24 protein-coding genes are annotated in these 24,395 nt (G+C 33.9%); 17 read left to right on the top strand and 7 right to left on the bottom strand.

The features are described 5' to 3' along the window. Positions 1–154 precede the first annotated feature (154 nt). The gene (locus tag A9D35_RS06810; RefSeq protein ID WP_066220771.1) at positions 155–766 is read left to right on the top strand and encodes a DUF1684 domain-containing protein; all 612 of its coding nucleotides are present in this window, start codon (positions 155–157) and stop codon (positions 764–766) included. Here the strand turns inward: A9D35_RS06810 and crcB are convergent. Together crcB and A9D35_RS06800 are read right to left on the bottom strand one after the other, a co-directional pair. Further along, positions 763–1,134 (bottom strand): fluoride efflux transporter CrcB, encoded by a 372-nt coding sequence (crcB, locus tag A9D35_RS06805; protein WP_066220768.1) that lies wholly within the window; start codon positions 1,132–1,134, stop codon positions 763–765. The two genes, A9D35_RS06810 and crcB, sit on opposite strands and share 4 nt — an antisense overlap. A gap of 25 nt (positions 1,135–1,159) precedes the next feature. Next, on the bottom strand, positions 1,160–2,212 hold the full coding sequence (locus A9D35_RS06800) for a hypothetical protein (RefSeq protein WP_066220766.1): 1,053 nt from the start codon (positions 2,210–2,212) through the stop codon (positions 1,160–1,162). Between the two features lie 551 nt (positions 2,213–2,763). On the opposite strand from A9D35_RS06800, the gene A9D35_RS06790 reads away from it, so the two are divergent. Further along, positions 2,764–3,150: a pyrophosphohydrolase domain-containing protein gene (locus A9D35_RS06790; protein ID WP_066220759.1), complete on the top strand. Its 387-nt coding sequence runs from the start codon at positions 2,764–2,766 to the stop codon at positions 3,148–3,150. Between the two features lie 144 nt (positions 3,151–3,294). Here A9D35_RS06790 and A9D35_RS06785 read toward each other — a convergent pair whose 3' ends face one another. Further along, positions 3,295–4,350 (bottom strand): branched-chain amino acid aminotransferase, encoded by a 1,056-nt coding sequence (locus tag A9D35_RS06785; RefSeq protein ID WP_066220756.1) that lies wholly within the window; start codon positions 4,348–4,350, stop codon positions 3,295–3,297. Positions 4,351–4,528: 178 nt separating this feature from the next. On the opposite strand from A9D35_RS06785, the gene mnmC2 reads away from it, so the two are divergent. The 3 genes from mnmC2 (at position 4,529) to A9D35_RS06770 (ending at position 6,806) form a co-directional block, all read left to right on the top strand. Next, the gene (gene mnmC2, locus A9D35_RS06780; RefSeq protein WP_066220754.1) at positions 4,529–5,209 is read left to right on the top strand and encodes a tRNA (5-methylaminomethyl-2-thiouridine)(34)-methyltransferase MnmC2; all 681 of its coding nucleotides are present in this window, start codon (positions 4,529–4,531) and stop codon (positions 5,207–5,209) included. A 9-nt stretch (positions 5,210–5,218) separates the two neighbouring features. Beyond that, positions 5,219–5,788 carry a pentapeptide repeat-containing protein gene (locus A9D35_RS06775; RefSeq protein WP_066220751.1) on the top strand — a complete coding sequence of 190 codons (570 nt, stop codon included), beginning with the start codon at positions 5,219–5,221 and terminating at the stop codon, positions 5,786–5,788. A gap of 109 nt (positions 5,789–5,897) precedes the next feature. Beyond that, a complete protein-coding gene (locus tag A9D35_RS06770) occupies positions 5,898–6,806 on the top strand; it encodes a TIGR01777 family oxidoreductase (protein ID WP_066220749.1) in 909 nt (302 codons plus the stop codon). A 49-nt stretch (positions 6,807–6,855) separates the two neighbouring features. Here A9D35_RS06770 and A9D35_RS06765 read toward each other — a convergent pair whose 3' ends face one another. After that, positions 6,856–7,527: a YceI family protein gene (locus tag A9D35_RS06765; RefSeq protein ID WP_066220746.1), complete on the bottom strand. Its 672-nt coding sequence runs from the start codon at positions 7,525–7,527 to the stop codon at positions 6,856–6,858. 150 nt (positions 7,528–7,677) lie between these two features. Here A9D35_RS06765 and A9D35_RS06760 point away from each other — a divergent pair, with 150 nt between their 5' ends. The 6 genes from A9D35_RS06760 to A9D35_RS06735 all read left to right on the top strand — a co-directional run bounded on the left by A9D35_RS06760 (position 7,678) and on the right by A9D35_RS06735 (position 14,198). Next, a complete protein-coding gene (locus A9D35_RS06760; RefSeq protein ID WP_083191772.1) occupies positions 7,678–8,202 on the top strand; it encodes a nucleotide exchange factor GrpE in 525 nt (174 codons plus the stop codon). 57 nt (positions 8,203–8,259) lie between these two features. Beyond that, a complete protein-coding gene (gene dnaJ, locus A9D35_RS06755; RefSeq protein ID WP_066220743.1) occupies positions 8,260–9,378 on the top strand; it encodes a molecular chaperone DnaJ in 1,119 nt (372 codons plus the stop codon). 516 nt (positions 9,379–9,894) lie between these two features. Further along, positions 9,895–10,824 carry an ABC transporter ATP-binding protein gene (locus A9D35_RS06750; protein ID WP_066220740.1) on the top strand — a complete coding sequence of 310 codons (930 nt, stop codon included), beginning with the start codon at positions 9,895–9,897 and terminating at the stop codon, positions 10,822–10,824. A 2-nt stretch (positions 10,825–10,826) separates the two neighbouring features. Further along, entirely contained in the window at positions 10,827–12,134 is a 1,308-nt protein-coding gene (locus tag A9D35_RS06745) for an ABC transporter permease (protein WP_066220736.1), read from the top strand. Between the two features lies 1 nt (position 12,135). Beyond that, entirely contained in the window at positions 12,136–12,981 is an 846-nt protein-coding gene (locus tag A9D35_RS06740; RefSeq protein ID WP_066220733.1) for a mechanosensitive ion channel family protein, read from the top strand. A gap of 53 nt (positions 12,982–13,034) precedes the next feature. Continuing rightward, complete coding sequence (locus tag A9D35_RS06735) at positions 13,035–14,198, top strand: sigma-54-dependent transcriptional regulator (RefSeq protein ID WP_066220730.1); 1,164 nt, start codon at positions 13,035–13,037, stop codon at positions 14,196–14,198. 78 nt (positions 14,199–14,276) lie between these two features. On the opposite strand, the gene A9D35_RS06730 is transcribed toward A9D35_RS06735, so the two are convergent. Next, entirely contained in the window at positions 14,277–15,056 is a 780-nt protein-coding gene (locus tag A9D35_RS06730; protein WP_066220727.1) for a hypothetical protein, read from the bottom strand. Between the two features lie 118 nt (positions 15,057–15,174). On the opposite strand from A9D35_RS06730, the gene A9D35_RS06725 reads away from it, so the two are divergent. From A9D35_RS06725 to nadB, 5 genes are all read left to right on the top strand, one after another. Continuing rightward, positions 15,175–16,053 (top strand): PPK2 family polyphosphate kinase, encoded by an 879-nt coding sequence (locus A9D35_RS06725; protein WP_066220724.1) that lies wholly within the window; start codon positions 15,175–15,177, stop codon positions 16,051–16,053. Between the two features lie 106 nt (positions 16,054–16,159). Next, entirely contained in the window at positions 16,160–17,530 is a 1,371-nt protein-coding gene (locus A9D35_RS06720) for a M20/M25/M40 family metallo-hydrolase (RefSeq protein ID WP_066220720.1), read from the top strand. 190 nt (positions 17,531–17,720) lie between these two features. Then, positions 17,721–18,263, top strand: coding sequence for a DinB family protein (locus A9D35_RS06715; RefSeq protein ID WP_235817865.1), 543 nt, complete (start codon positions 17,721–17,723; stop codon positions 18,261–18,263). A gap of 195 nt (positions 18,264–18,458) precedes the next feature. Continuing rightward, the gene (nadA, locus tag A9D35_RS06710) at positions 18,459–19,457 is read left to right on the top strand and encodes a quinolinate synthase NadA (protein ID WP_083191652.1); all 999 of its coding nucleotides are present in this window, start codon (positions 18,459–18,461) and stop codon (positions 19,455–19,457) included. Further along, on the top strand, positions 19,457–21,037 hold the full coding sequence (gene nadB, locus A9D35_RS06705) for an L-aspartate oxidase (RefSeq protein ID WP_066220714.1): 1,581 nt from the start codon (positions 19,457–19,459) through the stop codon (positions 21,035–21,037). The genes nadA and nadB overlap by 1 nt, the downstream gene beginning before the upstream one ends. A 3-nt stretch (positions 21,038–21,040) precedes the next feature. On the opposite strand, the gene A9D35_RS06700 is transcribed toward nadB, so the two are convergent. Both A9D35_RS06700 and lysA read right to left on the bottom strand, forming a co-directional pair. Then, positions 21,041–21,553 carry an SRPBCC family protein gene (locus A9D35_RS06700; protein WP_066220712.1) on the bottom strand — a complete coding sequence of 171 codons (513 nt, stop codon included), beginning with the start codon at positions 21,551–21,553 and terminating at the stop codon, positions 21,041–21,043. Positions 21,554–21,803: 250 nt separating this feature from the next. Beyond that, complete coding sequence (lysA, locus tag A9D35_RS06695) at positions 21,804–23,009, bottom strand: diaminopimelate decarboxylase (protein WP_066220710.1); 1,206 nt, start codon at positions 23,007–23,009, stop codon at positions 21,804–21,806. Between the two features lie 179 nt (positions 23,010–23,188). On the opposite strand from lysA, the gene sucC reads away from it, so the two are divergent. Continuing rightward, entirely contained in the window at positions 23,189–24,379 is a 1,191-nt protein-coding gene (gene sucC, locus A9D35_RS06690) for an ADP-forming succinate--CoA ligase subunit beta (protein ID WP_066220707.1), read from the top strand. The last annotated feature ends 16 nt before the right edge of the window (positions 24,380–24,395 follow it).

The following is a 24,395-nucleotide window of genomic DNA, read 5'->3' as shown; positions in this document are numbered from 1 at the left end:
TTGAATGTTACATATAGACAGTCCTGCATCTTAAGAAAGATACTCGGGTAAGTTTATATGACATTTTTCTAGATAACATGAATGCTTAATTTTTCAAGTTCAAATCTAAATAAAAAAATGATAAGTTGTATTTTTGATATTCAAAAAAATTTAAATGCAAAAATTTCTATACTTCATCTTACTCTTAATTATGTGTTCATGTTTTCAGAAGAAAGAACCCTTATTAGGAGACACACCTTATCAAAGGTCTTTAAATGCTAGTTTTAAGGATGCCAGTACATCTCCTTTAAAAAAGAAGGATCGTAAAGTGTTTAAGAGTTTAGATTTTTTTGATGTAGATTCTACATATATAGTCCAGGCACGATTAGAACGCACGCCAAATACCGAATTTTTTGAAATGCCAACAACTACAGACAGAAAGGCTAAAGAACGTGTTTTTGGAATCGTAAATTTTAAAATTAAGAATGAAGATTTTAGTCTTAAAATTTATGAAAGTCAGGATTTAATGGAGCAAGAAGGTTATGAAGATTATTTGTTTTTACCTTTTTTAGATTTAACTAACGGAGACTCTACTTATGGAGGAGGAAGATATATTGAAGTAGGGTTACACGATAAAGAGAATGATAGTATTATAACCATCGATTTTAACACCGCGTTTAATCCGTATTGTGCTTATAACGAAGATTATTCTTGCCCTATAGTGCCAAGAGAAAATTTCCTGAATACAGAAATTAAGGCAGGGGTAAAGGCTTTTGTAAAAGATTAAAAATCTTTAATTAAATACATGCCTAAAAAAACAGCAAGAAAGCCAAGAACAAAACTTGAAATAGAATAGATAGCAAAATTTAGAAAATCTCCTGTTTTAATAAACATATGATTCTCAAAAGCGAATGTAGAAAAAGTTGTTAAGCCTCCACAAAAACCCGTTGCTAATAATAAGGTGTGATTTTGTGTAATAAAATGATTTTTAGCCGCTAAACCTAGTATAATTCCAATTAGTAAACTCCCTAAAATATTAGCAAGCATCGTACCGTACGGAAGGTTGGCATGAACACTATTTAGGTATTTACTTATGGTAAATCGCAAAATACTGCCAAAGCCACCTCCAATAAAAATTAATACCAATTGTTTCATGAACGATTAAGGTCTTATTTTAGGATTAATTTAAAGGTAATTTTAAATCTTGTAATTCTTGAGAAATGGAGTCGGTATCCTCTTTTAAGGCAATGTATATTTCTGTAATCCAGTCTGCCGGATTAATTTTGTATTTCGGATTTGTAACAAAGGTTTGTAGCATAATATTACTGTCAGCTTTTTCTAAACCGTTTGTTTCTAAATACTCGGTAGTTGTTTTCCAAGCTTTTTCTAAATAGGTGTAATTTCCTTTTAAAGTTGTTTTTAGAGTTTTAAAAGGCGGAAGAAATCCGGTTAATATATCGCCTTTAGTAGTGAGTACTTGCGTGCTAGTTGGTACACAATACGAAAAAATAGCGGCATTATTTTCTACGTCCCATTTATGGTACAATACAAATGGAAAACCAGCCATTGGGATATGGTTGTCGGCAACATAATTGGTTACTTCTGGCATCATCGTTTTTACTTTATCCTGGAAATTTTCAATTTTACAAGAGGTCGTATTGTACAAATAGTATCCTCCGCTATGATTGGTAATGCCGTCTATGGTAATGCTATAAACATTCATACTCGCTGTAATTGCAGAGTCAAGTTGCGTTAAGCTTGTTTCAAATTTAGGCGCTAAGTCTTGTTCTGGTGTTCCAAATATAGCATAATACGCTTTTTTCTTAAACGGAATATTATCACTATTCATACTAAAAGTTACAGTAGAAGTTCTCTCGGAAAGAGAATCTATTTGCCACTCCAACTCAGATTTTGGATAATCTGGATATACAATTTCTTGCTGAATATTACTTGGTTTAACAACCGCAGTATTTGTAATTCTTCCTATAGAATTATCTTGTAGCCAAGTATATTCTTTACTATTTAAAATGGAATCTTCGGCATTTGTTTTTTTCCATGGCGACCACGATTTCCAATTGTTTAAGTTTTCAACATATTTAAAAATAACTTCTTGTGGAGCGTGAATTGTTTTAGATCGAGAAAAGTGTATCTGACTCGGTTGTACGGCTACATAAATAGCAGAACCTATAAAAGCAATCAATAATAAAAAGAGTATATATTTGGCGAAATTCATTAGTCTAAAATTGGATAAAATCAAAGATAAACAAATTTATATCAAATTTTTAAAATGCGTATTTCTTCTTTAAAAAAGCGACCTATTTTAGATGTAAGTCATAGATTATGGTAACATGTAGAGATAAGAATAAGAATTTAATCTGGGCAACCGCAATATTATTTTTAGAGTTAAAATGCTTGAGCTAAACTAAAATAATTTGAATAGTATTTAAAAAGGGAATGGACTGTTAGCTTTTAAATATTAATTTTATGCTGATAATAAATAATAAAAAAGCTATAAAACCAATTAATACCCAGATACTTCCGTTGTAATATTTTTTATGAAGTGCGAAATCTTTTTTATAGGTATACACGATAGAGAGTGCAAAAACTATAAAAAATAGAATCCCGAAAATAATTTGACCGTTTGTAAACATGGGGCGTTGTACGAATTAATTAAAAATACTGGCTTAAAAATTTTAAAACCTCAATATTTTGGTTTAATACTGAGCATTGTTTGTTAAATTAATAAGTTTGTAAATGTAAACAAAAAAATAATATTTTTATAACATGAAGAATAAAATAGAATCAGTCAAAGCATTTCATACGGCTTATAAATTAGGTTATAGCGAAACTCCAAAAGCCGATTTAGGCTTGCAAAAAAACAAACTGCGTTTCGATTTAATGAAAGAAGAAAATGAAGAATATTTAGCAGCTGCAAATAATAATGATCTTGTAGAAATTGCAGATGCTTTAGGAGATATGTTGTATATATTATGTGGTACTATAATTGAACATGGTTTGCAGGATAAAATAGAAGCTGTATTTAACGAAATTCAGCGTAGTAATATGAGTAAGTTAGATGCTAAAGGCGAACCTATTTATAGAGCTGATGGTAAGGTGTTAAAGGGACCAAATTATTTTAAACCCGATATAGCCGCTATATTAAAAGGATAAAAAAAGAGGCTGTCTGAAATGTATTAAAAACCGTCTTTCTAAATTTATTTTAGAATCTCATCACATTGTTAACCAATTATGTGAGAACCTGAATCACGTTCAGGTTGACGAAAATTTAACTTTTTAGATAGCCTCTTTTTCGTGTTATATACTTTGTCTCCAACCGTAAGGGTCTTCAGCTTTGTTGTATTGAATATTAAGTAATTTCTCTTTAAATATTGAAGAAAAACTCGTCTCTTGTTTCGGGATTTCGAACAATTCACCTTTATGAGAAAAGGCGGAAATAGGACTTACAACTGCAGCAGTTCCAGATCCGAAAATTTCTTTCAATGAACCATTTCTGCTTGCTTCCTCTATTTCACTAACAAGAATTGGTCTAATTTCTACATTTATTCCAGCATCCTGTGCTATTTGAATTATACTTTTACGTGTAATTCCGTCAAGAATACGTTCGCTTGTAGGCGCTGTTATTAAAGTGTCGTTTATTCTAAAAAAGACATTCATAGTACCAGCTTCTTCTAAGTATTTATGAGAGTCGGCATCCGTCCAAATAATTTGTTGAAACCCTTCTTTATTGGCTAAATCTGTTGGGTAAAATTGGGCTGCATAATTACCAGCGGCTTTTGCATATCCCACACCTCCGTTAGCCGATCTACTAAATTTTTCGGCAACCAAAACACGTACATCTCCAGAATAATATGATTGTGCAGGAGAGCATATAATTAAAAATTTATATTCTAAGGCTGGAGATGCTGCAATAGCAGGTTCTGTTGCAATGACAAATGGTCTAATGTAAAGCGAATTTCCAAAACCAGGTTTAACCCATGCTTCATCTAAGTTTAGAAGTTCTTTTAAGCCTTCCATAAATACATCTTGAGGAAATGCAGGCATTGCCAAACGTTCAGCAGATTTATTTATACGTTTAAGGTTGTCTTCGGGTCTAAATAACCAGACTTTATTGGCATCGTCTTTATACGCTTTCATACCTTCAAAGACGGCTTGTCCATAATGGAACACGCGTGCAGAAGGATCTAATGTTAAGGGAGCATAAGGCGTAATTTCAGGTTTTTGCCAAGCTCCGTTTTTAAAATCACAGGTAAACATGTGATCTGTAAAAACTTTTCCAAAAGACAAATTTTCAAAATCAACATCCTGTATCTTACTTGTTTTTGCCTTTGTAATTTCAATAGTATTTGTCAAAATATTACAATTTACTAAATTAAACAGTATTTAAATATAGCCTAAAAGTAGTATAAAATTTCTAAAAATGTTTTAAAAATCGTGTATATTTACCTCTTTCTATTTCAGGAAATAAAGATACTTAAAAGCTGTTTTTAGATTCTAATTTAATTACTCATTTTTTACGAAATCCATAATTTTGAAACGTAATTATATAACTACTGCAGATGGTTCTTCAACCATTTATTTACCAGATTTAGATGAAACTTACCATTCTAGACATGGCGCTATTCAAGAAGCGATGCATGTTTTTATTAAAGAAGGACTACATTTTACGATTTCTACTCAACCCAATTTAAAGGAAATCTCAATTTTAGAGATTGGTTTTGGTACAGGATTAAATGCGTTTTTAACCTGTTTAGAAATTGAAGGTTTAGATTGTAAAATTGATTATACTGGCGTTGAGGCCTATCCTATTACTTCTCAGGATTTGCAACATATCAACTATGCAAATGCTATTGCATCGGGGTCTAAAGACATGATTTTTAAAGCGCTTCATGATTGTCCTTGGGAAGAAAAAAACACAATATCTAGTCGATTCTCCCTGTTAAAACAACAGAAAAGTTTTACAGATATAGCAGATAAAGGTCTTTATAATCTTATTTATTTTGATGCTTTTGGGCCGCGAGTACAACCCGAATTATGGAGCGAAGCTGTGTTTAAAATTATGTTTAATGCTTTAAAGGAAAACGGTACTCTGGTAACCTATTCCGCTCAAGGTAATGCGAGACGGGCAATGCAGGCAGCAGGATTCGTGGTAGAACGCATTCCTGGACCTCCTGGGAAAAGAGAAATGTTGAGAGCGCGTAAACCTGTTTAAACTAACATTATGAATACAATTATAGAGGATCAGTTGTTTAAAAATGAAGACTACAAAACCGGGTCTTTAGAACGTGCAGATTATTATGGCTGCTCGTTCGAGCAATGTGATTTTTCTAATGGTAATCTTTCGGGAATGGTATTTACAGACTGCGAATTCATAGATTGTAATTTAAGTAATACCAACATAAAAAACACAACTTTTAACGATGTTACTTTTAATAATTGTAAGTTATTAGGTTTACAATTTAAAACTGTGTCTACCTTTTTATTGCGTTTAAAGTTTAATAATTGTAATCTGCAAATGGCACAATTCGATTATTTGAAATTGAAACATACCGCGTTTATAAATTGCGAATTACAACAGGCTTCTTTTTTTGAGGTAGATTTATTTAAAGCAGATTTTACAGATTGCAACCTTCAACATACTTATTTTACAAATTGTAATTTAGAATTAGCAAATTTTAAAGACGCTTACGATTTTATAATCGACCCCGAGCAGAATAAAATGAAAGGAGCTAGTTTTTCTAGTCAGTACCTAGAAGGTTTGTTAAAGAAATACAATCTCGATATTACTTAAGGTAAATTATAATTATTTGCTAAAGTTTGTTCGGTTTACTGTTAAACCTAACTTAATGTAAGTAATAAGCACTCTTGTATTTGGTATTTTTGCCTTAAAATACAAACTAATGGGGGTTTTAATTACTGGCGCTACCGGACTTTTAGGAACTAAAATAGTGGAACTTTGTCTCCAGAAGGATGTTAGTGTAAAGTATTTAACTACCAGAAAGGAAAAAATAGTAACTCAAAAAAATTATAAAGGTTTTTATTGGAATCCGGAAAATAATGAAATCGATACCGATTGTTTCAAGAATGTAGAAGTTATAATCCATTTAGCCGGTGGTAGTATTTCTAAGCGCTGGACGTCTTCAGTAAAAAAAGATATTTTAGATAGTCGCGTATTGTCTACACGTGTTTTACATCGCGGTTTAAAATCTTTACCTAAGCATACGGTGACTCAAATTATTTCTGCAAGCGGAATTAATATATATCCGGACTCTTTAACTCGGTATTATAACGAAAAGGAAACCGAAATAGATGATTCCTTTTTAGGTGAAGTTGTGAAAGCCTGGGAAGCAGAAGTCGATACTTTTTTTGGTTTGAATCTAAAAATTGCCAAAGTCAGGATTGGACTTGTATTGTCTAATGAAGGCGGGGCTTTGCCTGAATTTAAAAAACCAACAGAATTAGGAATGGGCGCCGTGTTCGGGAATGGAGAACAGTGGCAATCATGGATTCATATAGACGATGTGGTTCGGGTATTTATGTTTCTTCTAAAATATTGCGGAGAGGGTACTTTTAATGCCGTTGCTCCAAACCCCGTAACGCAAAGCGAGTTAATAAAATCTATAGCAAAAACCTTAGATAAACCCATGCTTTTACCAAACATTCCAAAAGTCATTATGAAAGTGGTTTTAGGAGAAATGCATCATTTATTATTTTCTAGTCAGCGTGTAAGTAGTAAGAAATTAGAAGATCAAGGGTTTGTCTTTAAGTATCATAATTTACAACCCGCTTTATCAGAATTATTAGAATAAAAAAAGACTACCTGTTTAGATAGTCTTTTAAAATAAAAGTGGTTTTTAATTAAGACTTATTAGCCGTAACATTTATTTTTAATTCTATATCATCGTTTATAAACTTGTCTCCAAGATTATCAAACACAGATTTCGATCCGTAATTTACACCCCATAATGTTCTGTCTATAGAAAAAGAGTCACTTACAATAGATAGCGTTGAATCTGTCGTACTTACAGTTACAGGAAACGATACGTTTTTCTTAATTCCTCTAATAGATAAATTTCCAGATAACATTGTTTTACCGGCATCATTTGTAGAAACACCAGTAATTTCGAATGCTGCACTAGGAAACTGTGTTACATTAAAAAAATCGCCTTCCTTACCTTCTACGGTACCCTTTAAATGGGCTTCCAAATTATCTTTTTTGTCGCCTTCAACATCCAAGGCTACAATGGTATTCATATCTATAATAACCGTTCCGCTTTGTATAGTATTTCCTTCGGTAGTAAGCACACCAGAGTCAATATTTATGGTGCCATTATGTGTTCCTGTTGGTTTAAAACCTTTCCATTCTATGGTAGAATTTTCAACATCTATTTTGTATTTGGCCGTAGCATCAACGCTTTCTGCAACAGGTTCCGCTTCTGTGGTACTTGCTTCTTTAGAGGTGTTTTTGCATGCATTTAAAGTGACTCCTAAAGCAGCGATAAACATAAGAGATAAAATTCTTTTTTTCATAATGTCTTGTTTTTAGTTGAATTCAAAAATAAATAAAATTGAATGTCTATTGAAGTAAAGATAAAATTTAATTGTGACATTTTGACAAGTTTATTAAAGATGGCAGTACTTTTGTTATTAATCGATAGTGTTTATTTAAATAGAAAAGACATGAGTAAAGAAGAAATTGAAAAAGACGTTGAAAACGATAATATAGAAGAACAAGTAGTTGAAAATCAAGAAGTATCTGTAGAAGAAGAATTGCAAATTCAACTGAAGGAAGAAAAGGATAAGTTTTTAAGGTTGTTTGCTGAGTTCGAGAATTATAAAAAACGAACTTCAAAAGAGCGTATCGAATTATTTAAAACTGCCAATCAAGATGTCATGATCGCGTTGTTACCAGTTTTAGACGATTTTGATCGTGCTTATACAGAGCTTTCTAAAAGTAACGAAGAAGAACTTTTAAAAGGTGTAGAGTTAATTAGAAACAAATTTAAAAATCTGTTACAAAGTAAAGGTTTAGAAGAAGCGGAAGCTAATGTAGGCGATGTTTTTAATGCCGATCATCATGAAGCGATTACACAAATACCAGCTCCAACCCCAGATTTAAAAGGAAAAATTATAGACGTTGTTGAAAAAGGTTACAAACTAGGAGAGAAGGTTATTCGTTTTCCTAAAGTTGTAATCGGACAATAACACGCAGTTAAAATTTAAATGCGTAAACAATATTAACGGTCGAAAGTGACACACACAATGAAGAGAGATTATTACGAAATATTAGGACTCGATAAAAATGCTTCTCCAGAGCAAATTAAAAAAGCATATAGAAAAAAAGCTATTGAGATCCACCCTGACAAAAATCCAGATAACAAGGAAGCCGAAACTAAATTTAAGGAAGCTGCAGAAGCTTACGAAGTTTTAAGCAACGCCGATAAAAAAGCACGTTACGACCAGTTTGGTCACCAAGCGTTCGAAGGAGGCGGAGGTTTCGGTGGCGGCCATATGAATATGGACGACATCTTCAGCCAATTTGGAGATATTTTTGGAGGCGGCTTTGGTGGTGGCTTTTCAGGATTCGGTGGTGGCGGAGGCGGCCAACGTCGTGTAAAAGGTAGCAACCTTAGAATTCGTGTAAAGTTAACTTTAGAAGAAATCGCTAACGGTGTAGAAAAGAAAGTTAAAGTAAGACGTAAAGTTCAAGCACCGGGAACAACTTATAATACCTGTTCTACCTGTCAAGGATCCGGACAAGTTACACGAATTACCAATACCATTTTAGGGCGTATGCAAACTGCTGCTCCTTGTAATGCATGTGGTGGTTCTGGGCAAACGATCGATAAAAAACCTAACGATGCAGATGCACAAGGGTTAATAGTAAAAGAAGAAACCGTTTCTATTAAAATTCCTGCAGGAGTTGTAGATGGTATGCAACTTAAAGTAACAGGAAAGGGTAATGAAGCACCAGGAGCGAATGGTATTTCTGGAGACCTTTTAGTAGCTATAGAAGAAGAAGAACACAGCAGCTTACAGCGTGAAGGCGATAACTTGCATTTCGATTTATATGTAAGTATTCCTGATGCCGTTTTAGGGACATCTCAAGAAATTGAAACGGTTACGGGTAAAGTGCGTATTAAAATTGAAGCCGGTACACAATCTGGTAAAATTTTACGCTTACGCGGAAAAGGAATTCCAAATATTAATGGTTATGCAAAAGGAGATTTATTAGTTCACGTTAATGTATGGACTCCAAAAACTCTAAGTAAGCAACAAAAAGAATTTTTTGAAACCATGCGTACAGACGATCATTTTTCGCCTAAACCAGAAAGTTCAGATAAGTCATTTTTTGAGAAAGTAAAAGATATGTTTTCTTAAAAATAACTAGAATATTACAACTTAAAACATCCGCCAAAATCTGGTGGATGTTTTAGTTTTGTGCAATTCCTAAAATTTATATTAAAAAATTACGGGATATTTAATTTAAAATACTATATTTGGTTTATTACTAATTAAGTTAGTGATAATTTTTCTTTTTCATAGCAATTTTTTTCCCATCCTTGGTTTTTTTAAGGGTGGGTTTTGTGTTTTTAAAGGGGCTTTTTTAATAAATGTAAATCTTGTGCTGTTCCTGAATACATGGCTTTTTCTAATAGTTCGGATTTAGAGATTTGTTGTGAAGGAATTTCAAGAACCACTAGTTCTCAAATTTTATACTTAACTGTAAATGGTGTCAATTTTATAGCTTCTTAAAAGAAACCTATCTGAAGTAGGTTTAAGAAAAAACGTATTTTAATATAAAAAAGTAGTCTTCAGCTCACTTTTTTTATGAATGTAAATGTTGTTCTCTAACATTTAATATCTTTACAGCTCAAAACTCAATCAAACCCACGAATGCATAACATTTTAGAAGCGCATGATATTTCTAAGAAATTTGGAGATTTTACAGCGCTTAACCAGGTTTCTATCGAAGTTCCTAAAGGTAGTATTTTTGGTTTATTAGGACCAAATGGCGCAGGAAAAACCACTTTAATTCGTATTATAAACCAAATTACAATGCCAGATTCTGGGCATGTTATTCTAGATGGTGAACCTTTAAAAAATCACCATGTACAGGATATAGGATATCTACCCGAAGAACGTGGCTTGTATAAGTCTATGAAAGTAGGTGAACAAGCGCTTTACTTAGCGCAGTTAAAAGGCCTGAGTAAAGCAGAGGCTAAAAAGCGACTTCTTTTTTGGTTCGATCGTTTAGAGATTGGAGATTGGTGGAATAAGAAAATTCAGGAGCTATCTAAAGGAATGGCGCAAAAAATTCAGTTTGTAGTTACCGTGTTGCACGAACCAAAACTGTTGATTTTTGATGAACCTTTTTCTGGTTTCGATCCTATAAATGCAAATCTTATAAAAGATGAAATTTTGCGATTAAGAGATAACGGGTCAACCGTAATCTTCTCAACACACCGCATGGAATCGGTAGAAGAGTTATGCGACCATATTGCATTGATTAACAAGTCGAATAAAATTCTAGATGGGAAATTAACCGATATTAAAAGGCAATTTAAAAGCAATACTTACGAAGTAGGAATTAAAACCGATAAAATAGCTGCTCTTCATCAAGAACTAACTCAGAAATTTGAAGTGTCTCCTGCCCAATTTAAAACGATAGACGAACAGTTAAAACTCAATATTAAATTAGCAGACAGCGAAAAGTCAAACGATTTATTACAATATTTAACAACTCGGGGAGAAGTGTCTCACTTTGTAGAATTGTTGCCGAGCACTAACGATATTTTTATTAAAGCCATTCAGAATAATAGTTAATCATGAATCATTTACCACTCATAATTAAAAGAGAGTATTTAACGAAAGTTAAAAACAAAGCCTTTATCGTGATGACTATTTTAAGTCCAATTGTATTAATTGCACTTATAGCAACGGTAGCCTATTTATCTCAAATAAGTAATAATAAAGTAAGAACTATTGCTATTCTAGACGAATCCGGATTGGTGAAAAATGTGTTTAAAGATACCGAAACCACAAAATATAAATACTTAACAAATATAGATTTAGAGGCCGCTAAGGTTTTGGTTGTAGCCCAAGAAGACTACGGCTTATTACATGTTGAAAAAAGTCTAGACGTTAATTATTTAGAAAATCACGTGAAGTTTTATTCGCAAGATTCACCTTCATTGTCTATCGTTTCAGGATTAGAAGGTCAGTTAGAAAAATCGCTTACCGATGTAAAACTATTACAAGTGGGTGTCGATTTAAATAAAATTGAATCGGCAAAAATAGATGTCAATATTATTCAAGAAAACTTTTCGGGAGAAAAAACATCTAAAGTAGAAAGTATTATAAAGCTTGCTTTTGGAGGAGCCGCCGGATATCTTCTTTTTATGTTTATCATTATTTATGGAAATATGATTATGCGAAGTGTTATCGAGGAAAAAACAAGTCGCGTTATCGAGGTTATTATTTCATCTGTAAAGCCCATACAATTAATGCTTGGTAAAATTATAGGAACCTCGTTAGCAGGTATAACTCAAATAATCATTTGGATAATTTTAGGAGGTATTTTAACCGCTTTAGTTGGATTTATATTTGGAATAGATATGAGTCAAACTCCACAAAGTCAAGTGGTGCAACAGTCTATAACAGATCAGCAATTAAACGGACAAGTAGAAACTGTTTTAGCAGGATTCTATCATCTTCCGCTAACCAATTTAATTATCGCATTTGTTTTGTTTTTCGTCGCAGGATATCTACTGTATAGTTCTATGTATGCGGCTATTGGTGCTGCTGTAGATAACGAAACCGACACCCAGCAATTTGTATTTCCTATTTTAATGCCATTGGTATTATCTGTTTATATCGGGTTTTTTACAGTTATCGAAGATCCTCATGGTACAGTTTCTACTATTTTTTCGTTTATACCTTTAACATCTCCAGTGGTCATGTTAATGCGAATTCCTTTTGGTGTACCCATTTGGCAACAAATTTTATCTCTACTAATTTTAATTGCATCATTCTTATTAACGGTATGGTTTGCAGCAAAAATTTATCGGGTCGGGATTTTAATGTATGGTAAAAAGCCAACCTATAAGGAATTGATTAAATGGATTAAATATTAATATGCGGAAAATAAAAGCAATTTTAGATTATAATTTTCAGTTTACGAGCGATATTTCTGTTACGTTTCGGGGACTTATCGTGATCATTATTGCCATAATTGCGACTTCAATTTTATTGAAATTTTTAAATCGATTAATTTCAAAAAAACTGCCCGATGACGATAAGATTAAGTTTAATATTCTCTTTTCTTACGGAAGTTGGATCGTTTATATTATAATTTTACTAATCACGTTTCAAACCATTGGAATTAATGTAACGGCTGTGTTTGCAGCTTCGGCGGCGCTACTTATTGGGGTAGGTTTGGCGTTACAAACCTTAATTCAAGATGTTATTTCAGGAGTTTTTATACTCGTAGATCAATCGGTGCATGTTGGCGATATCATAGAAATTAACGGTAAAGTTGGCCGTGTAGACGAAATAAAATTAAGAACAACACGTGCAATAACTATTAATAATCGCGTTGTAATAATTCCAAATCATATATTTTTAACTAATAGTTTGTATAATTGGACCCAAAATGGTGAAGCGACACGCGACTCGGTAACGGTTGGTGTGGCTTATGGAAGCGATGTAGATTTGGTTAAAAAGTTGCTATTAGAATCTGTAGCTGGTCAAGAAAATATTATAGATTTACCAGCACCTCGCGTAGATTTTATGGATTTTGGAGATAATGCATTGGTGTTTCGCGTTGTATTTACTGTAGAGAATAGCTTTTTAGGCGAAATTCCTCGCAGTCATGTGCGGTTTAAAATAGAAAGATTATTTAGAGAGCACAATATTGCGATTCCATTTCCGCAACGAGATTTACATTTGGTGTCCAATAACACGAACATACCTGTTAATTAATAAAAAACGACAACCACTTGTTTTAATAAAAGCAAGGATATAAAAACATAGATATGCCAAAAATTTTAATTGTAGAAGATGAAGCTGCCATTCGAAGAGTCTTGGTTAAAATCCTTTCCGAAGAAAATGAAACCTATCAAGTAGAAGAAGCTGAAGATGGTTTAATGGGAATCGAGAAGATTAAAAGCGAAGATTACGATTTGGTTTTATGCGATATTAAAATGCCAAAAATGGATGGGGTCGAAGTTTTAGAGGCTGCCAAATTAATAAAGCCAGAAATTCCAATTGTCATGATTTCAGGTCATGGCGATTTAGATACAGCAGTGCAAACCATGCGGTTAGGGGCTTTCGATTACATTTCTAAACCACCAGATTTAAATCGTTTGTTAAATACGGTTAGAAATGCTTTAGATAAAAAAGAGCTTGTGGTTCAAAATAAAATTCTGAAAAAGAAAGTCAGTAAGAATTACGAAATGATAGGTGAGAGTCCTGCTATTGCCACCATAAAAGAGATTATAGAAAAAGTAGCACCAACAGATGCTCGTGTTTTAATTACTGGTTCTAACGGTACTGGTAAAGAGCTAGTAGCGCATTGGTTACACGAAAAGAGCGAACGTGCTTCTGGACCTATGGTAGAAGTAAACTGCGCTGCGATTCCGAGCGAATTGATAGAAAGTGAACTCTTTGGTCATGTGAAAGGGGCGTTTACAAGTGCAAATAAAGATCGTGCAGGGAAATTTGAAGCTGCTAACGGAGGAACTATATTCTTAGACGAAATAGGAGATATGAGTTTGTCTGCGCAAGCTAAAGTGTTACGAGCGCTTCAAGAAAACAAAGTGCAACGCGTAGGTAGCGATAAAGATATTAAAGTAGACGTTCGTGTTATAGCGGCAACGAATAAAGACTTAAAAAAGGAGATTGAAGCAGGGCGATTCCGAGAGGATTTATACCACAGACTGGCTGTGATTTTAATAGCAGTACCTTCGTTGAATGATAGAAAAGAGGATATTCCTTTGTTGGTAAATTATTTCTCAGAAAAGATTGCTAAAGAACATGGTAATGCCACAAAAACATTTTCTAAGTCAGCTTTAGAACTTTTAAAAACTTACGATTGGACAGGAAATATTAGAGAGCTGAGAAATGTTGTAGAGCGATTAATAATTTTAAGCGGAGCTACAGTAGAAGAAGGCGATGTAAAGTTATACGCTACGAAATAATATACCGTTTACTTCAAAAAAAGAGGCTTTACATCATTATCGATGTAAAGCCTCTTTTTATGCGTTGTATTGTAGTGCTTATTCTACCGTAGCACAAGCATTCAGTTTTGATAAATATGTTGAAGTTAAGGTTTTTAAGGCATTTAAATAATGCGATCGAATACCATCAATACTTTTATATTGTAAAACTTGGTCTTCGGGAGAAGGTGTAACAGTAATAGGTTCAGTATTGCAGTTACACAGGGCTAAGGCCTCATTATAAGCCGAAACATTCGTGTTTAAAACCGATTTGTTTTTTGAGATGAGCATGTTTTTAATCGCCAATAATTCACGTTCTTTTTGCTCAGCAAGTTGAATCGGGTCTGCACTCGAAGTGGTTGCAGCTGCAGAATAGTTCGTGGTGCTAACCGTTTGTGTAGGCATTACGGTAGGTTCTGTAGTGTTAGATGCTAGATCGGCCTCATCTTCTATTGCCGGAGGGGCGATATAAGTTTTAGCAGTACATTCATCTAAAGCAGCCAAAATATTTTTAGCCCCTTCTACAGATTGTTTTATATAATATCGTGCATCTTCAAAGGTTTCCGACCGATCTACTTTTTTTAAATATTGAATGTTTTCATAAGTAAAATTTGTTGCCCCTTCACAATCACAAGTTTTAAATTTTTCTTGAGCCCGTTCATAAGCTTTTAGCGAGCGGTCTGCAAAATATTGAAGATGTGTAAGGTTATTCGCTTCAAAAGCCGATTTCACATGAGAATAGGCATAATTTACATCAGGTTGCACGTCTGAGCATTGAGAAAATCCTTTAAATGATAGGCATGCGAAAAGCGCAATACCAAGGGTGTAGTACAGTTTCATAGTAGGTTGGTTATTAATTTAGGTGAGCTAAAAATAGAAAAAAAATACGATTTGTGCGGTTAATAAAAAGCAATTTTGTTTTTTAGTAGCTTTAAAACCTAAAACCATTACTCGTATTATGAAAGATATAAACATTGAAGATTTTAAAATTGATACTCCGGTATTATTAAAAAATATTAAAACTAAAGTTGATTTAGAGGCTTCAGAAAAGAAAGTTGAAAAGAAATTAGAGAAGGTTAGGAGGAAGCTAGGAGAGTTACAAGATACCATGTATGCTCACGGAAAATATTCAGTTTTAGTTTGTTTTCAAGGTATGGATACGGCCGGAAAAGACAGCTTAATCCGCGAAGTTTTTAAAGATTTCAATGTTAGAGGTATTGTGGCTCATAGTTTTAAATCGCCAACAGAGTTAGAGTTAAAGCATGATTATTTGTGGCGTCATTATGTTTGTCTGCCAGCCCGTGGTAAATTCGGAATTTTTAATAGAACGCATTACGAAAATGTATTGGTAACACGCGTACATCCCGAATATATTTTAAGTGAGAATATTCCATCAATCAACGATGTTTCTGATGTAAACGATGCCTTTTGGGATAGACGTTTTAATGAAATATTAAATTTTGAAAAGCATATAGCCGATAACGGAACCATCATTTTTAAGTTCTTTTTAAATCTATCTAAAAACGAACAACGCGACAGATTGCTACGTCGTTTAGATAAGCCAAATAAAAACTGGAAATTTTCGGCAGGAGATTTAAAAGAGCGTGAACTTTGGGATAACTATCAGGCCTGCTACGAGGATGCCATAAATAGAACATCGAAACCACATGCCCCTTGGTTTAACATTCCAGCAGATGATAAACCAACAGCGCGATTGCTTGTTGCCGAAATACTTTATAAAACGCTAAAGGAATATACAGATATTAAAGAGCCAGAATTAGACGATAAAACCAAAGAAAATTTAGAACATTACAAGGCGGAGTTAAGAAATGAATAAAGGTTTGTATTCTGATTATTGTTAGAAATTTATGATAGTTTTCAGAAAAGTGTCAAGTGTTAACCATTATATTTAGCTCAATATTATTACAAGTATCCAAAATTATATGAAGAAAATTATATTCCTAATTATGTTAGGGTTAAGTTGTCACGGCTTCGGTCAGACAGACGAAGAGATGTTAAAACAAATTTATAAATCGGCATTACTAGAAGGTAAAAGCTATGATTGGTTAAAAACATTGTCTGTCGATATTGGTGGTCGTTTATCGGGGTCGTTAAATGCAGAACGCGCCGTAAATTGGGGAAAAGCAGAATTAGACGAATTAGGTTTAGATAAAGTATGGCTTCAGCCGGTTATGGTACCGAAATGGGTGAGAGGAGCCAAGGAATTCGCTTATATAAAAGCGAGTAGCGGAGAAACTACAAATGTAAATATTTGTGCCTTGGGCGGATCTGTAGCTACAAATCCACTAGGAGTGACTGCTAATGTAGTAGAGGTTAAAAATTTTGAAGCGCTAAAAGCACTTGGAGAAGCAGGGCTAAAAGGTAAAATCGTATTTTATAACAGACCCATGCAGGCCGATTTAATTAATACGTTCGAGGCTTATGGCGGTTGTGTAGATCAGCGTTATATGGGAGCTGTAGAGGCTGCCAAATATGGTGCAGCTGGAGTAATTGTAAGGTCAATGACCTTAAATATAGATAATTTGCCACATGCGGGTAGTATGACCTATGGCGAGTTGCCGGTATCTAAACGTATTCCTTCTGCAGCTATTAGTACTAAAGATGCTAATTTGTTAAGTAGTATGTTAAATTTAGATAGTAGCCTTCAGTTTTATTTCAAACAAAACTGTAAACAGTTAGACGATGTTAAGTCGTATAATGTTATAGGAGAAATAACAGGGTCTCAATATCCAAATGATTATATTATTGTGGGCGGACATTTAGATTCATGGGATTTAGGTGATGGTTCTCACGATGATGGGGCAGGAATTGTTCAGTCTATGGAAGTGTTGCGATTATTTAAACTGTTAAAAATAAAACCAAAACACAGTATTCGCGTCGTGATGTTTATGAATGAAGAAAACGGATTACGAGGCGCTAAAGCCTATGCAAAAGCTGCCACAGAAAAAGGAGAAACTCATGTTATGTCTTTAGAAAGTGACTCGGGAGGATTTACACCAAGAGGATTTTCTTTTGATTGTACCGATGCCACTTTTAATAAAGTATTAAGTTGGAAACCTTTATTTAAACCATATTTAATTCATTATTTCGAAAAAGGAGGAACTGGAGCAGATGTTGGTCCGTTAAAAACTTCTACGAATGCAACAGCTGGTTTGCGCCCAGATTCGCAACGTTATTTTGATCATCACCACGCGGCTAATGATACTTTTGATGCCGTTAATAAACGGGAGTTAGAATTAGGAGCAGCCTCTATGGCGGCCTTAGTGTATTTGTTCGACACACACGGTTTATAGGATCTAGAATACAGATGAATGTTCTAAAATTTAAAAAATTATAAAAATAAAAACCTGTGATGTTTTTCGAAACCTTACAGGTTTTATTATTTCAGAATACAGAAGCCTAGAACTTCTATATTTTGATATTTACGACATTAAATTTCATATAATGAAAACGGTCTTACCTCTATTTTTAATAGTTATTAGCATGACAGCAACCGCACAACAAGCATCTAAATTACCATATTCTGAAATTCCAACACCAGCAGAAACATATACCGCAGGCACGGTGGTTTCTAGATTAATTGATGGATTAGGATTTCGCTATTATTGGGCATCAGCCGATTTAAAGCCTAAAAATTTAGACTTTAAATTAAATGACGATGGCCGCTCTACTTTAGAAACTCTAGAACATATTTACGATTTGTCCACTATAATTCGCGATGCAGCATTACAAGTGCCACATAGTAAGGAGACTTTCAAGAAACCTTTAACTTACGGTGAGTTAAGGGAATTCACTTTAAATAATTTAAAAACAGCTTCCGATATTTTTAAAACAGTCCAAGATTTAGGTCAGTATAATATGATTTTTAAATCTCCTGATGGAAATCGCGAAGTCCCGTTTTGGAATGCTATTAATGGCCCAATATCAGATTCTATTTGGCATTGTGGGCAACTAGCATCGTTTAGAAGAGCATCCGGGAATCCAATAAATCCTAAAGTGAATCATTTTAGAGGAACAGCTAAGTAAATACATTTAAATCAGGCTGTTTAATTAGGTTTAAAGTCGTTTCTATTTTAATTTGAAATTAAAAAAATCTAAATAAAATAGCTGATACAGATAGCTTAAAAAAGAAAGAATAATGAAATTAAAAATTAAATACTATATTAAAAGTTTAAATAAACATTATAAAATTCATTAATTTTACAATTCAATAAAAATATTATGGATTCTTTAAAAGAGAGTATAAAGGAGTTGGGATATATTCCAGTATCGGAAGATGCTAAGGATATAGATTATATCGCTGAGATTAAGAGATTGAAGAAGGAGAAGAATGCTGTTATTTTAGCACATTATTATCAAGAACCAGTTATTCAAGACTTGGCAGATTATGTAGGGGATAGTTTAGGATTATCTTATAAAGCAGCAGAAACAGATGCCGATTTAATTGTTTTTGCCGGAGTTCATTTTATGGCCGAAACAGCAAAAATTTTAAATCCGACTAAGAAAGTAGTTTTACCAGACTTAAATGCAGGTTGTTCTTTAGCAGATTCTTGTAGTGCAGAAGATTTAGCCGCATTTAAGAAAAAACATCCAGACCATATTGTTATTACTTATGTAAATACATCTGCAGAAGTAAAGGCGATAAGCGATTTAACCTGTACGTCTTCTAATGCGAAACAAATAGTAGACTCGGTACCTTTAGAAACACCTATAATTTTTGCTCCAGATAGAAATCTAGGGGCATGGATTCAAAAGGTAACTGGTCGCGAGATGTTGTTGTGGGATGGTGCGTGTATAGTACACGAGGCTTTTTCTATGGATAAATTATTAGCAGTACACAAAGAGCACCCGAAAGCTAAAATTATTGCTCATCCAGAATCAGAAGCACATTTATTAAAAGTTGCAGAATATGTAGGGTCTACATCTGGGCTTATAAATTACGTAAAAACAAATCCGGCAACAGAATTTATTGTTGCTACCGAAGCAGGAATCTTGCACGAAATGCAAAAGGAGGTTCCTAATAAAAGATTAATTCCAGCGCCAGCAAAGGAAAATAACACTTGTGCGTGTAGCGAATGTGCTTATATGAAAATGAATACGCTTCAAAAATTATATACATGTATAAAATATGAATTACCAGAAATACATGTTGATGAAGCCATCCAGAAACAAGCTTTAATTCCTATTCAACGCATGCTAGACATCTCATCAAAAAAGTAATGAGTCAATATAATACAGATTATTTAATATTAGGATCGGGAGTTGCTGGTCTTACTACAGCCATTCGTTTGGCAAAAGCTTTACCAAATAAAGAAATTTTAGTTGTAACTAAAGCGAATAAAAGTGAATCGAATACCAAATATGCTCAAGGTGGAATTGCCGTAGTTTGGGATAAATTAGATTCGTTTGAAGATCATATTAAAGATACCATGATTGCAGGAGAATATCATAATGATCCTGATGTTGTAAAAATGGTGATAGAGGAAGCTCCAGATTGTATGAGACAACTGATGTCTTGGGGAGCCGATTTTGATTTTGATGGATCGGGAGAATTCGATTTGGGTAAGGAAGGCGGGCATTCAGCCAATCGTATTATTCACCATAAAGATATTACAGGTTTAGAAATTGAGCGCACCTTATTAGATCAAGTAGCAAGTCTTGATAATATTAAAGTTTTGCCTTATCATTTTGCTATCGACTTAATTACAGACCACCAATTAGGTGGAGATGCCGAAGCACATGAAGGCGATGTTAAGTGCTACGGTGCTTATATCATGAATCAGAAAACAAATGCTATAGAGCCTTATATTGCGGCTAAAACCATTTTATGTGCAGGTGGAATTGGTCAGGTGTACGCCTCTACCACTAATCCATTAATTGCCACAGGCGATGGTATTGCGATGGCATATCGCGCTAAAGCTAATATTAAGGATATGGAGTTTGTACAGTTTCATCCTACAGCTTTATTTGAACCAGAACAAAGTCCGTCTTTTTTAATTTCGGAAGCTGTTCGTGGATTTGGAGCATATCTTAAAAATAAAAAGGGAGAACGTTTTATGCTTGCTATAGATGAGCGTGGCGAATTAGCCCCTCGTGATATTGTTGCAAGAGCTATAGATAACGAAATTCATACCACAGGAGAGCGCCATGTGTTTTTAGATTGTACGCATCTAGATTATGATGCTTTTATTAAACATTTCCCGAATATTAACGATAAGTGTTTAGCTATAGGAATCGATATTAGAAAACATATGATACCTGTTGTTCCAGCTTGTCATTATGCTTGTGGTGGGGTAGAAGTAAATACCGATGGAGAAACAACGATACAAGATTTATATGCTGCAGGAGAATGTACGAGCACAGGTTTACACGGAGCAAATCGTTTAGCCTCGAACTCGTTGCTAGAAGCTTTGGTATATGCTAACCATATTGCAGACCATATTATTACCTATGCAGAGGAGGAAAAACCTTTTAATGCAAAGGCTCCCGATTGGAATGATGATGGAACCTCTACACCAAAGGAACTCATTTTAATAACCCATTACAGAAATACAATTCAGCATATCATGTCCGATTTAGTTGCTATTGTAAGAACAAATAGTAAACTAAAAGAAGCTGCTAAGCATTTACGATATGTTGAAGATTCTACGCAAGTATTATACGTGGGCTCTAAGTTATCGGTTCAGATTTGTGAACTACGTAACTTAAACACGATTGCGAACTTAATTGTAGATCAATCGGAAAAACGCAAAACAAACATGGGTGGGTTTTATAATTCAGACTTGGTACAAGCCGATTAAAACTTACATATTTACAAATTCATATCCTGCTAATTGAAACGGACTTACATCAACTTCTGTTTCATTTAGCAGGATATTATGTTCTAGATAGGCTTTTAGGTTGGTTAACCAAAAGGTCCAACCATTACTACAACCATAATAAATATCGTGTTTGCTTTTTTCGTCTTTTGCTATGTTAAATTGGGTAAGAGTCACTAACACAGCAAGGTCATGTTGCTCGAGAGTTACTTTAACTTCAGTTTTTCCAGCAAACGAAAAATGAATGGTTTTGTTGTTTTCTATAGCTAATATGTTTCCGGTTTCTTTACCATCCCAGTTAAACCATTTCCAGATATACCGATCACCTTTAACAATAGTAGTTGCAGGAGGTAGTTTTAAGTCCTCTCTTAAAAATTCGGCAGATTTTAAAAACCAAGACGTTATGCCATCTTCGGTGGTCCAGCACCAAAATAATTGTTCTATAGACGCTTTTATAAAAATCCGTTTTGTGAATGAAGTCCAATTTATTGTGTCCATAATTTCGAATTTTAAATTTTTAAAAATATACCTTTTATGAGATGCATAACTAATAATTTAAAGATAAGCATAATCTTGTAGTATTCTGAATATGGGTAGTGGTATTACAATCCTTAAAACAAAGAAGGTTAGTTTTGATTGAAGTCTATTTCAAGGTAGGACCGTTGAAATCTAAGACTTTTCTACGAGGGGTCTTCGTTAAATAAGAACCAAAAAAAAGCGTTAACTGTTGAGGTTAACGCTTTGTACTTTATATAGTAACTTCGATTTGATTTCGTATAATGTCATCGAAAGTTTCTCGTTCTCGAATTAGTAAAGCTTTGCCTTTATGCCAAAGTACTTCTGCTGGTCTGTAGCGAGAGTTATAGTTAGAGGACATAGAGTAGCAGTAAGCTCCTGCATTTTGGAAACCTAAGATGTCTCCTTCTGTTATTTCATTAATTCTGCGATTGTTTGCAAACGTATCGGTTTCACAAATGTAACCCACTACAGAGTAAAAACGCTCACGGCCTTTAGGGTTAGAAATATTTGTAATAACATGTTGCGACCCGTAAAGCATTGGGCGAATTAAATGGTTAAAACCAGTATCTATTTGAGCAAAAACAGTTGAAGTAGTTTGTTTTACGGCATTTACTTTTGCTAAAAACACACCTGCTTCGCTTACCAAAAACTTGCCAGGCTCGAAACCTAGGGTTAATTCTTTTCCGTATTCTTTACAAAACTCGTTAAAACGCTTAGATAATTTTGTTCCGAATTCTTCAATATTGGTTTCAATATCACCTTTAGCATAAGGCACTTTAAAACCAGATCCAAAATCTAAAAATTCTAAGTCTTTAAAATGTTTAGCCGTATCAAATAATATTTCACTTGCATATAAAAATACATCAATGTCTAGAATATCACTACCAGTATGCATGTGTATACCGTTAATATGCATGCCTGTGTTTTCTACGATTCTTAAGATATGTGGAATTTGATGTACCGAAATACCAAATTTAGAATCGATATGTCCTACAGAAATATTTGCATTACCACCGGCCATGACGTGTGGGTTTATACGAATACAAACAGGAACTTTTGGATGTTTTGTTCCGAACTGTTCTAAAATAGAAAGATTATCAATATTTATTTGAACACCTAATTTAGTAGCTTCTTCAATTTCTTCAAGAGAAACTCCGTTAGGGGTAAAGATAATTTGATCTGGAGAAAATCCAGCTTTTAAACCTAATTGAACTTCCTGAATAGAAACCGTATCTAGCCCCGCACCAAGTGATTTCATCAATTTTAATACAGAAATATTAGATAACGCTTTAACAGCATAATTTACCTTTAACTGTTTCACCTTATTAAATGCAGATGTTAAACGTTTATACTGCGACACTATTTTTTCAGAGTCGTATACATACACCGGACTTCCAAAGTCGCTTGCAATTTTTAATAAAGTGTTATTATTCATTTTTAGTTAAATTAAATTCGCCGCAAATCTATAAAGTTTTTATCAGTTTAAGACCTATTATTTATCAAAAAATCAAGGAAAACAATACAGTATTAATAATATCTAGATTTAGATGATAAAAAATATTGGTTAAAAGCATCGGGTTGTTTACATTTGTGAGGCAATAAATTAAAATTCTAATGAACTTACACGAATATCAAGGAAAAGAAATATTAAGCAACTTTGGCGTACGTATTCAACGTGGCTTGGTAGCACAAAATGCTAATGAAGCTGTAGCAGCTGCAAAACAATTAACAGCAGAGACAGGTACTGGATGGCATGTCATTAAGGCTCAAGTTCACGCTGGTGGACGTGGTAAAGGTGGCGGTGTTAAACTAGCTAAGAATTTACAAGAAGTAGAAACCATTGCAGGTCAAATTATAGGAATGCAATTGGTTACTCCGCAAACTTCTGCAGAAGGTAAAAAAGTACACCAAGTATTAATTGCTGAAGATGTATACTATCCAGGCGCTAATGAACCAGATGAGTTTTATATCTCTGTTTTACTAAATAGAGCAACCGGACGTAACATGATTATGTATTCTACAGAAGGTGGAATGGATATTGAAACTGTTGCAGAAGAAACACCTCATTTAATTTTTACTGAAGAAGTTGATCCAGCAGACGGATTGTTAGCTTTTCAAGCAAGACGTATTGCTTTTAACTTAGGTTTATCGGGTACTGCTTTTAAAGAAATGACGAAGTTTGTTACTAACCTATATACAGCGTATGTAAAGTCTGATGCTTCTTTATTCGAAATTAATCCTGTACTTAAAACAAGTGATGACTTAATTATGGCTGTAGATGCGAAAGTAACTATAGACGATAATGCATTATACAGACATAAAGATTATAAAGATTTACGTGACTTACGTGAAGAAAATCCTATTGAAGTTGAAGCAGGTGCTTTAGGTTTAAACTATGTTGACTTAGACGGAAACGTTGGTTGTATGGTTAATGGTGCTGGTTTAGCAATGGCAACAATGGATTTAATTAAGCAAGCAGGTGGTGAGCCAGCTAACTTTTTAGATGTTGGAGGTACTGCAGATGCAGCACGTGTAGAGGCAGCTTTCCAAATTATCTTAAAAGATCCTAATGTAAAAGCTATTCTTATTAATATTTTTGGAGGTATTGTACGTTGCGACAGAGTAGCGCAAGGCGTTATTGATGCTTACAAAAACATGGGAACTATTAATGTGCCAATTATTGTACGTTTACAAGGAACAAATGCCGATATCGCTAAAGAATTAATTGACAATTCTGGATTAGACGTTATGAGTGCTACAGAATTCCAAGAAGCTGCAGATAAAGTACAACAAGTTTTAGCATAAGCTAATAACCCTGTAT

It is taken from the genome of Formosa haliotis, assembly GCF_001685485.1.
GTDB lineage: Bacteria > Bacteroidota > Bacteroidia > Flavobacteriales > Flavobacteriaceae > Formosa > Formosa haliotis.
The sequence above is the reverse complement of the archived record's forward strand: the minus strand, read 5'-3'. Positions and strand labels throughout refer to the sequence as shown.

Bases quoted from the DNA above. Each gene is read 5' to 3' on its own strand.
- A9D35_RS06810 (WP_066220771.1), top strand. From the start codon at position 155: ATGCAAAAATTTCTATACTTCATCTTACTCTTAATTATGTGTTCATGT.
- crcB (WP_066220768.1), bottom strand. From the start codon at position 1,134: ATGAAACAATTGGTATTAATTTTTATTGGAGGTGGCTTTGGCAGTATT.
- A9D35_RS06800 (WP_066220766.1), bottom strand. From the start codon at position 2,212: ATGAATTTCGCCAAATATATACTCTTTTTATTATTGATTGCTTTTATA.
- A9D35_RS06790 (WP_066220759.1), top strand. From the start codon at position 2,764: ATGAAGAATAAAATAGAATCAGTCAAAGCATTTCATACGGCTTATAAA.
- A9D35_RS06775 (WP_066220751.1), top strand. From the start codon at position 5,219: ATGAATACAATTATAGAGGATCAGTTGTTTAAAAATGAAGACTACAAA.
- A9D35_RS06770 (WP_066220749.1), top strand. From the start codon at position 5,898: ATGGGGGTTTTAATTACTGGCGCTACCGGACTTTTAGGAACTAAAATA.
- A9D35_RS06765 (WP_066220746.1), bottom strand. From the start codon at position 7,527: ATGAAAAAAAGAATTTTATCTCTTATGTTTATCGCTGCTTTAGGAGTC.
- A9D35_RS06760 (WP_083191772.1), top strand. From the start codon at position 7,678: ATGAGTAAAGAAGAAATTGAAAAAGACGTTGAAAACGATAATATAGAA.
- dnaJ (WP_066220743.1), top strand. From the start codon at position 8,260: ATGAAGAGAGATTATTACGAAATATTAGGACTCGATAAAAATGCTTCT.
- A9D35_RS06750 (WP_066220740.1), top strand. From the start codon at position 9,895: ATGCATAACATTTTAGAAGCGCATGATATTTCTAAGAAATTTGGAGAT.
- A9D35_RS06745 (WP_066220736.1), top strand. From the start codon at position 10,827: ATGAATCATTTACCACTCATAATTAAAAGAGAGTATTTAACGAAAGTT.
- A9D35_RS06740 (WP_066220733.1), top strand. From the start codon at position 12,136: ATGCGGAAAATAAAAGCAATTTTAGATTATAATTTTCAGTTTACGAGC.
- A9D35_RS06735 (WP_066220730.1), top strand. From the start codon at position 13,035: ATGCCAAAAATTTTAATTGTAGAAGATGAAGCTGCCATTCGAAGAGTC.
- A9D35_RS06730 (WP_066220727.1), bottom strand. From the start codon at position 15,056: ATGAAACTGTACTACACCCTTGGTATTGCGCTTTTCGCATGCCTATCA.
- A9D35_RS06725 (WP_066220724.1), top strand. From the start codon at position 15,175: ATGAAAGATATAAACATTGAAGATTTTAAAATTGATACTCCGGTATTA.
- A9D35_RS06720 (WP_066220720.1), top strand. From the start codon at position 16,160: ATGAAGAAAATTATATTCCTAATTATGTTAGGGTTAAGTTGTCACGGC.
- A9D35_RS06715 (WP_235817865.1), top strand. From the start codon at position 17,721: ATGACAGCAACCGCACAACAAGCATCTAAATTACCATATTCTGAAATT.
- nadA (WP_083191652.1), top strand. From the start codon at position 18,459: ATGGATTCTTTAAAAGAGAGTATAAAGGAGTTGGGATATATTCCAGTA.
- nadB (WP_066220714.1), top strand. From the start codon at position 19,457: ATGAGTCAATATAATACAGATTATTTAATATTAGGATCGGGAGTTGCT.
- A9D35_RS06700 (WP_066220712.1), bottom strand. From the start codon at position 21,553: ATGGACACAATAAATTGGACTTCATTCACAAAACGGATTTTTATAAAA.
- lysA (WP_066220710.1), bottom strand. From the start codon at position 23,009: ATGAATAATAACACTTTATTAAAAATTGCAAGCGACTTTGGAAGTCCG.
- sucC (WP_066220707.1), top strand. From the start codon at position 23,189: ATGAACTTACACGAATATCAAGGAAAAGAAATATTAAGCAACTTTGGC.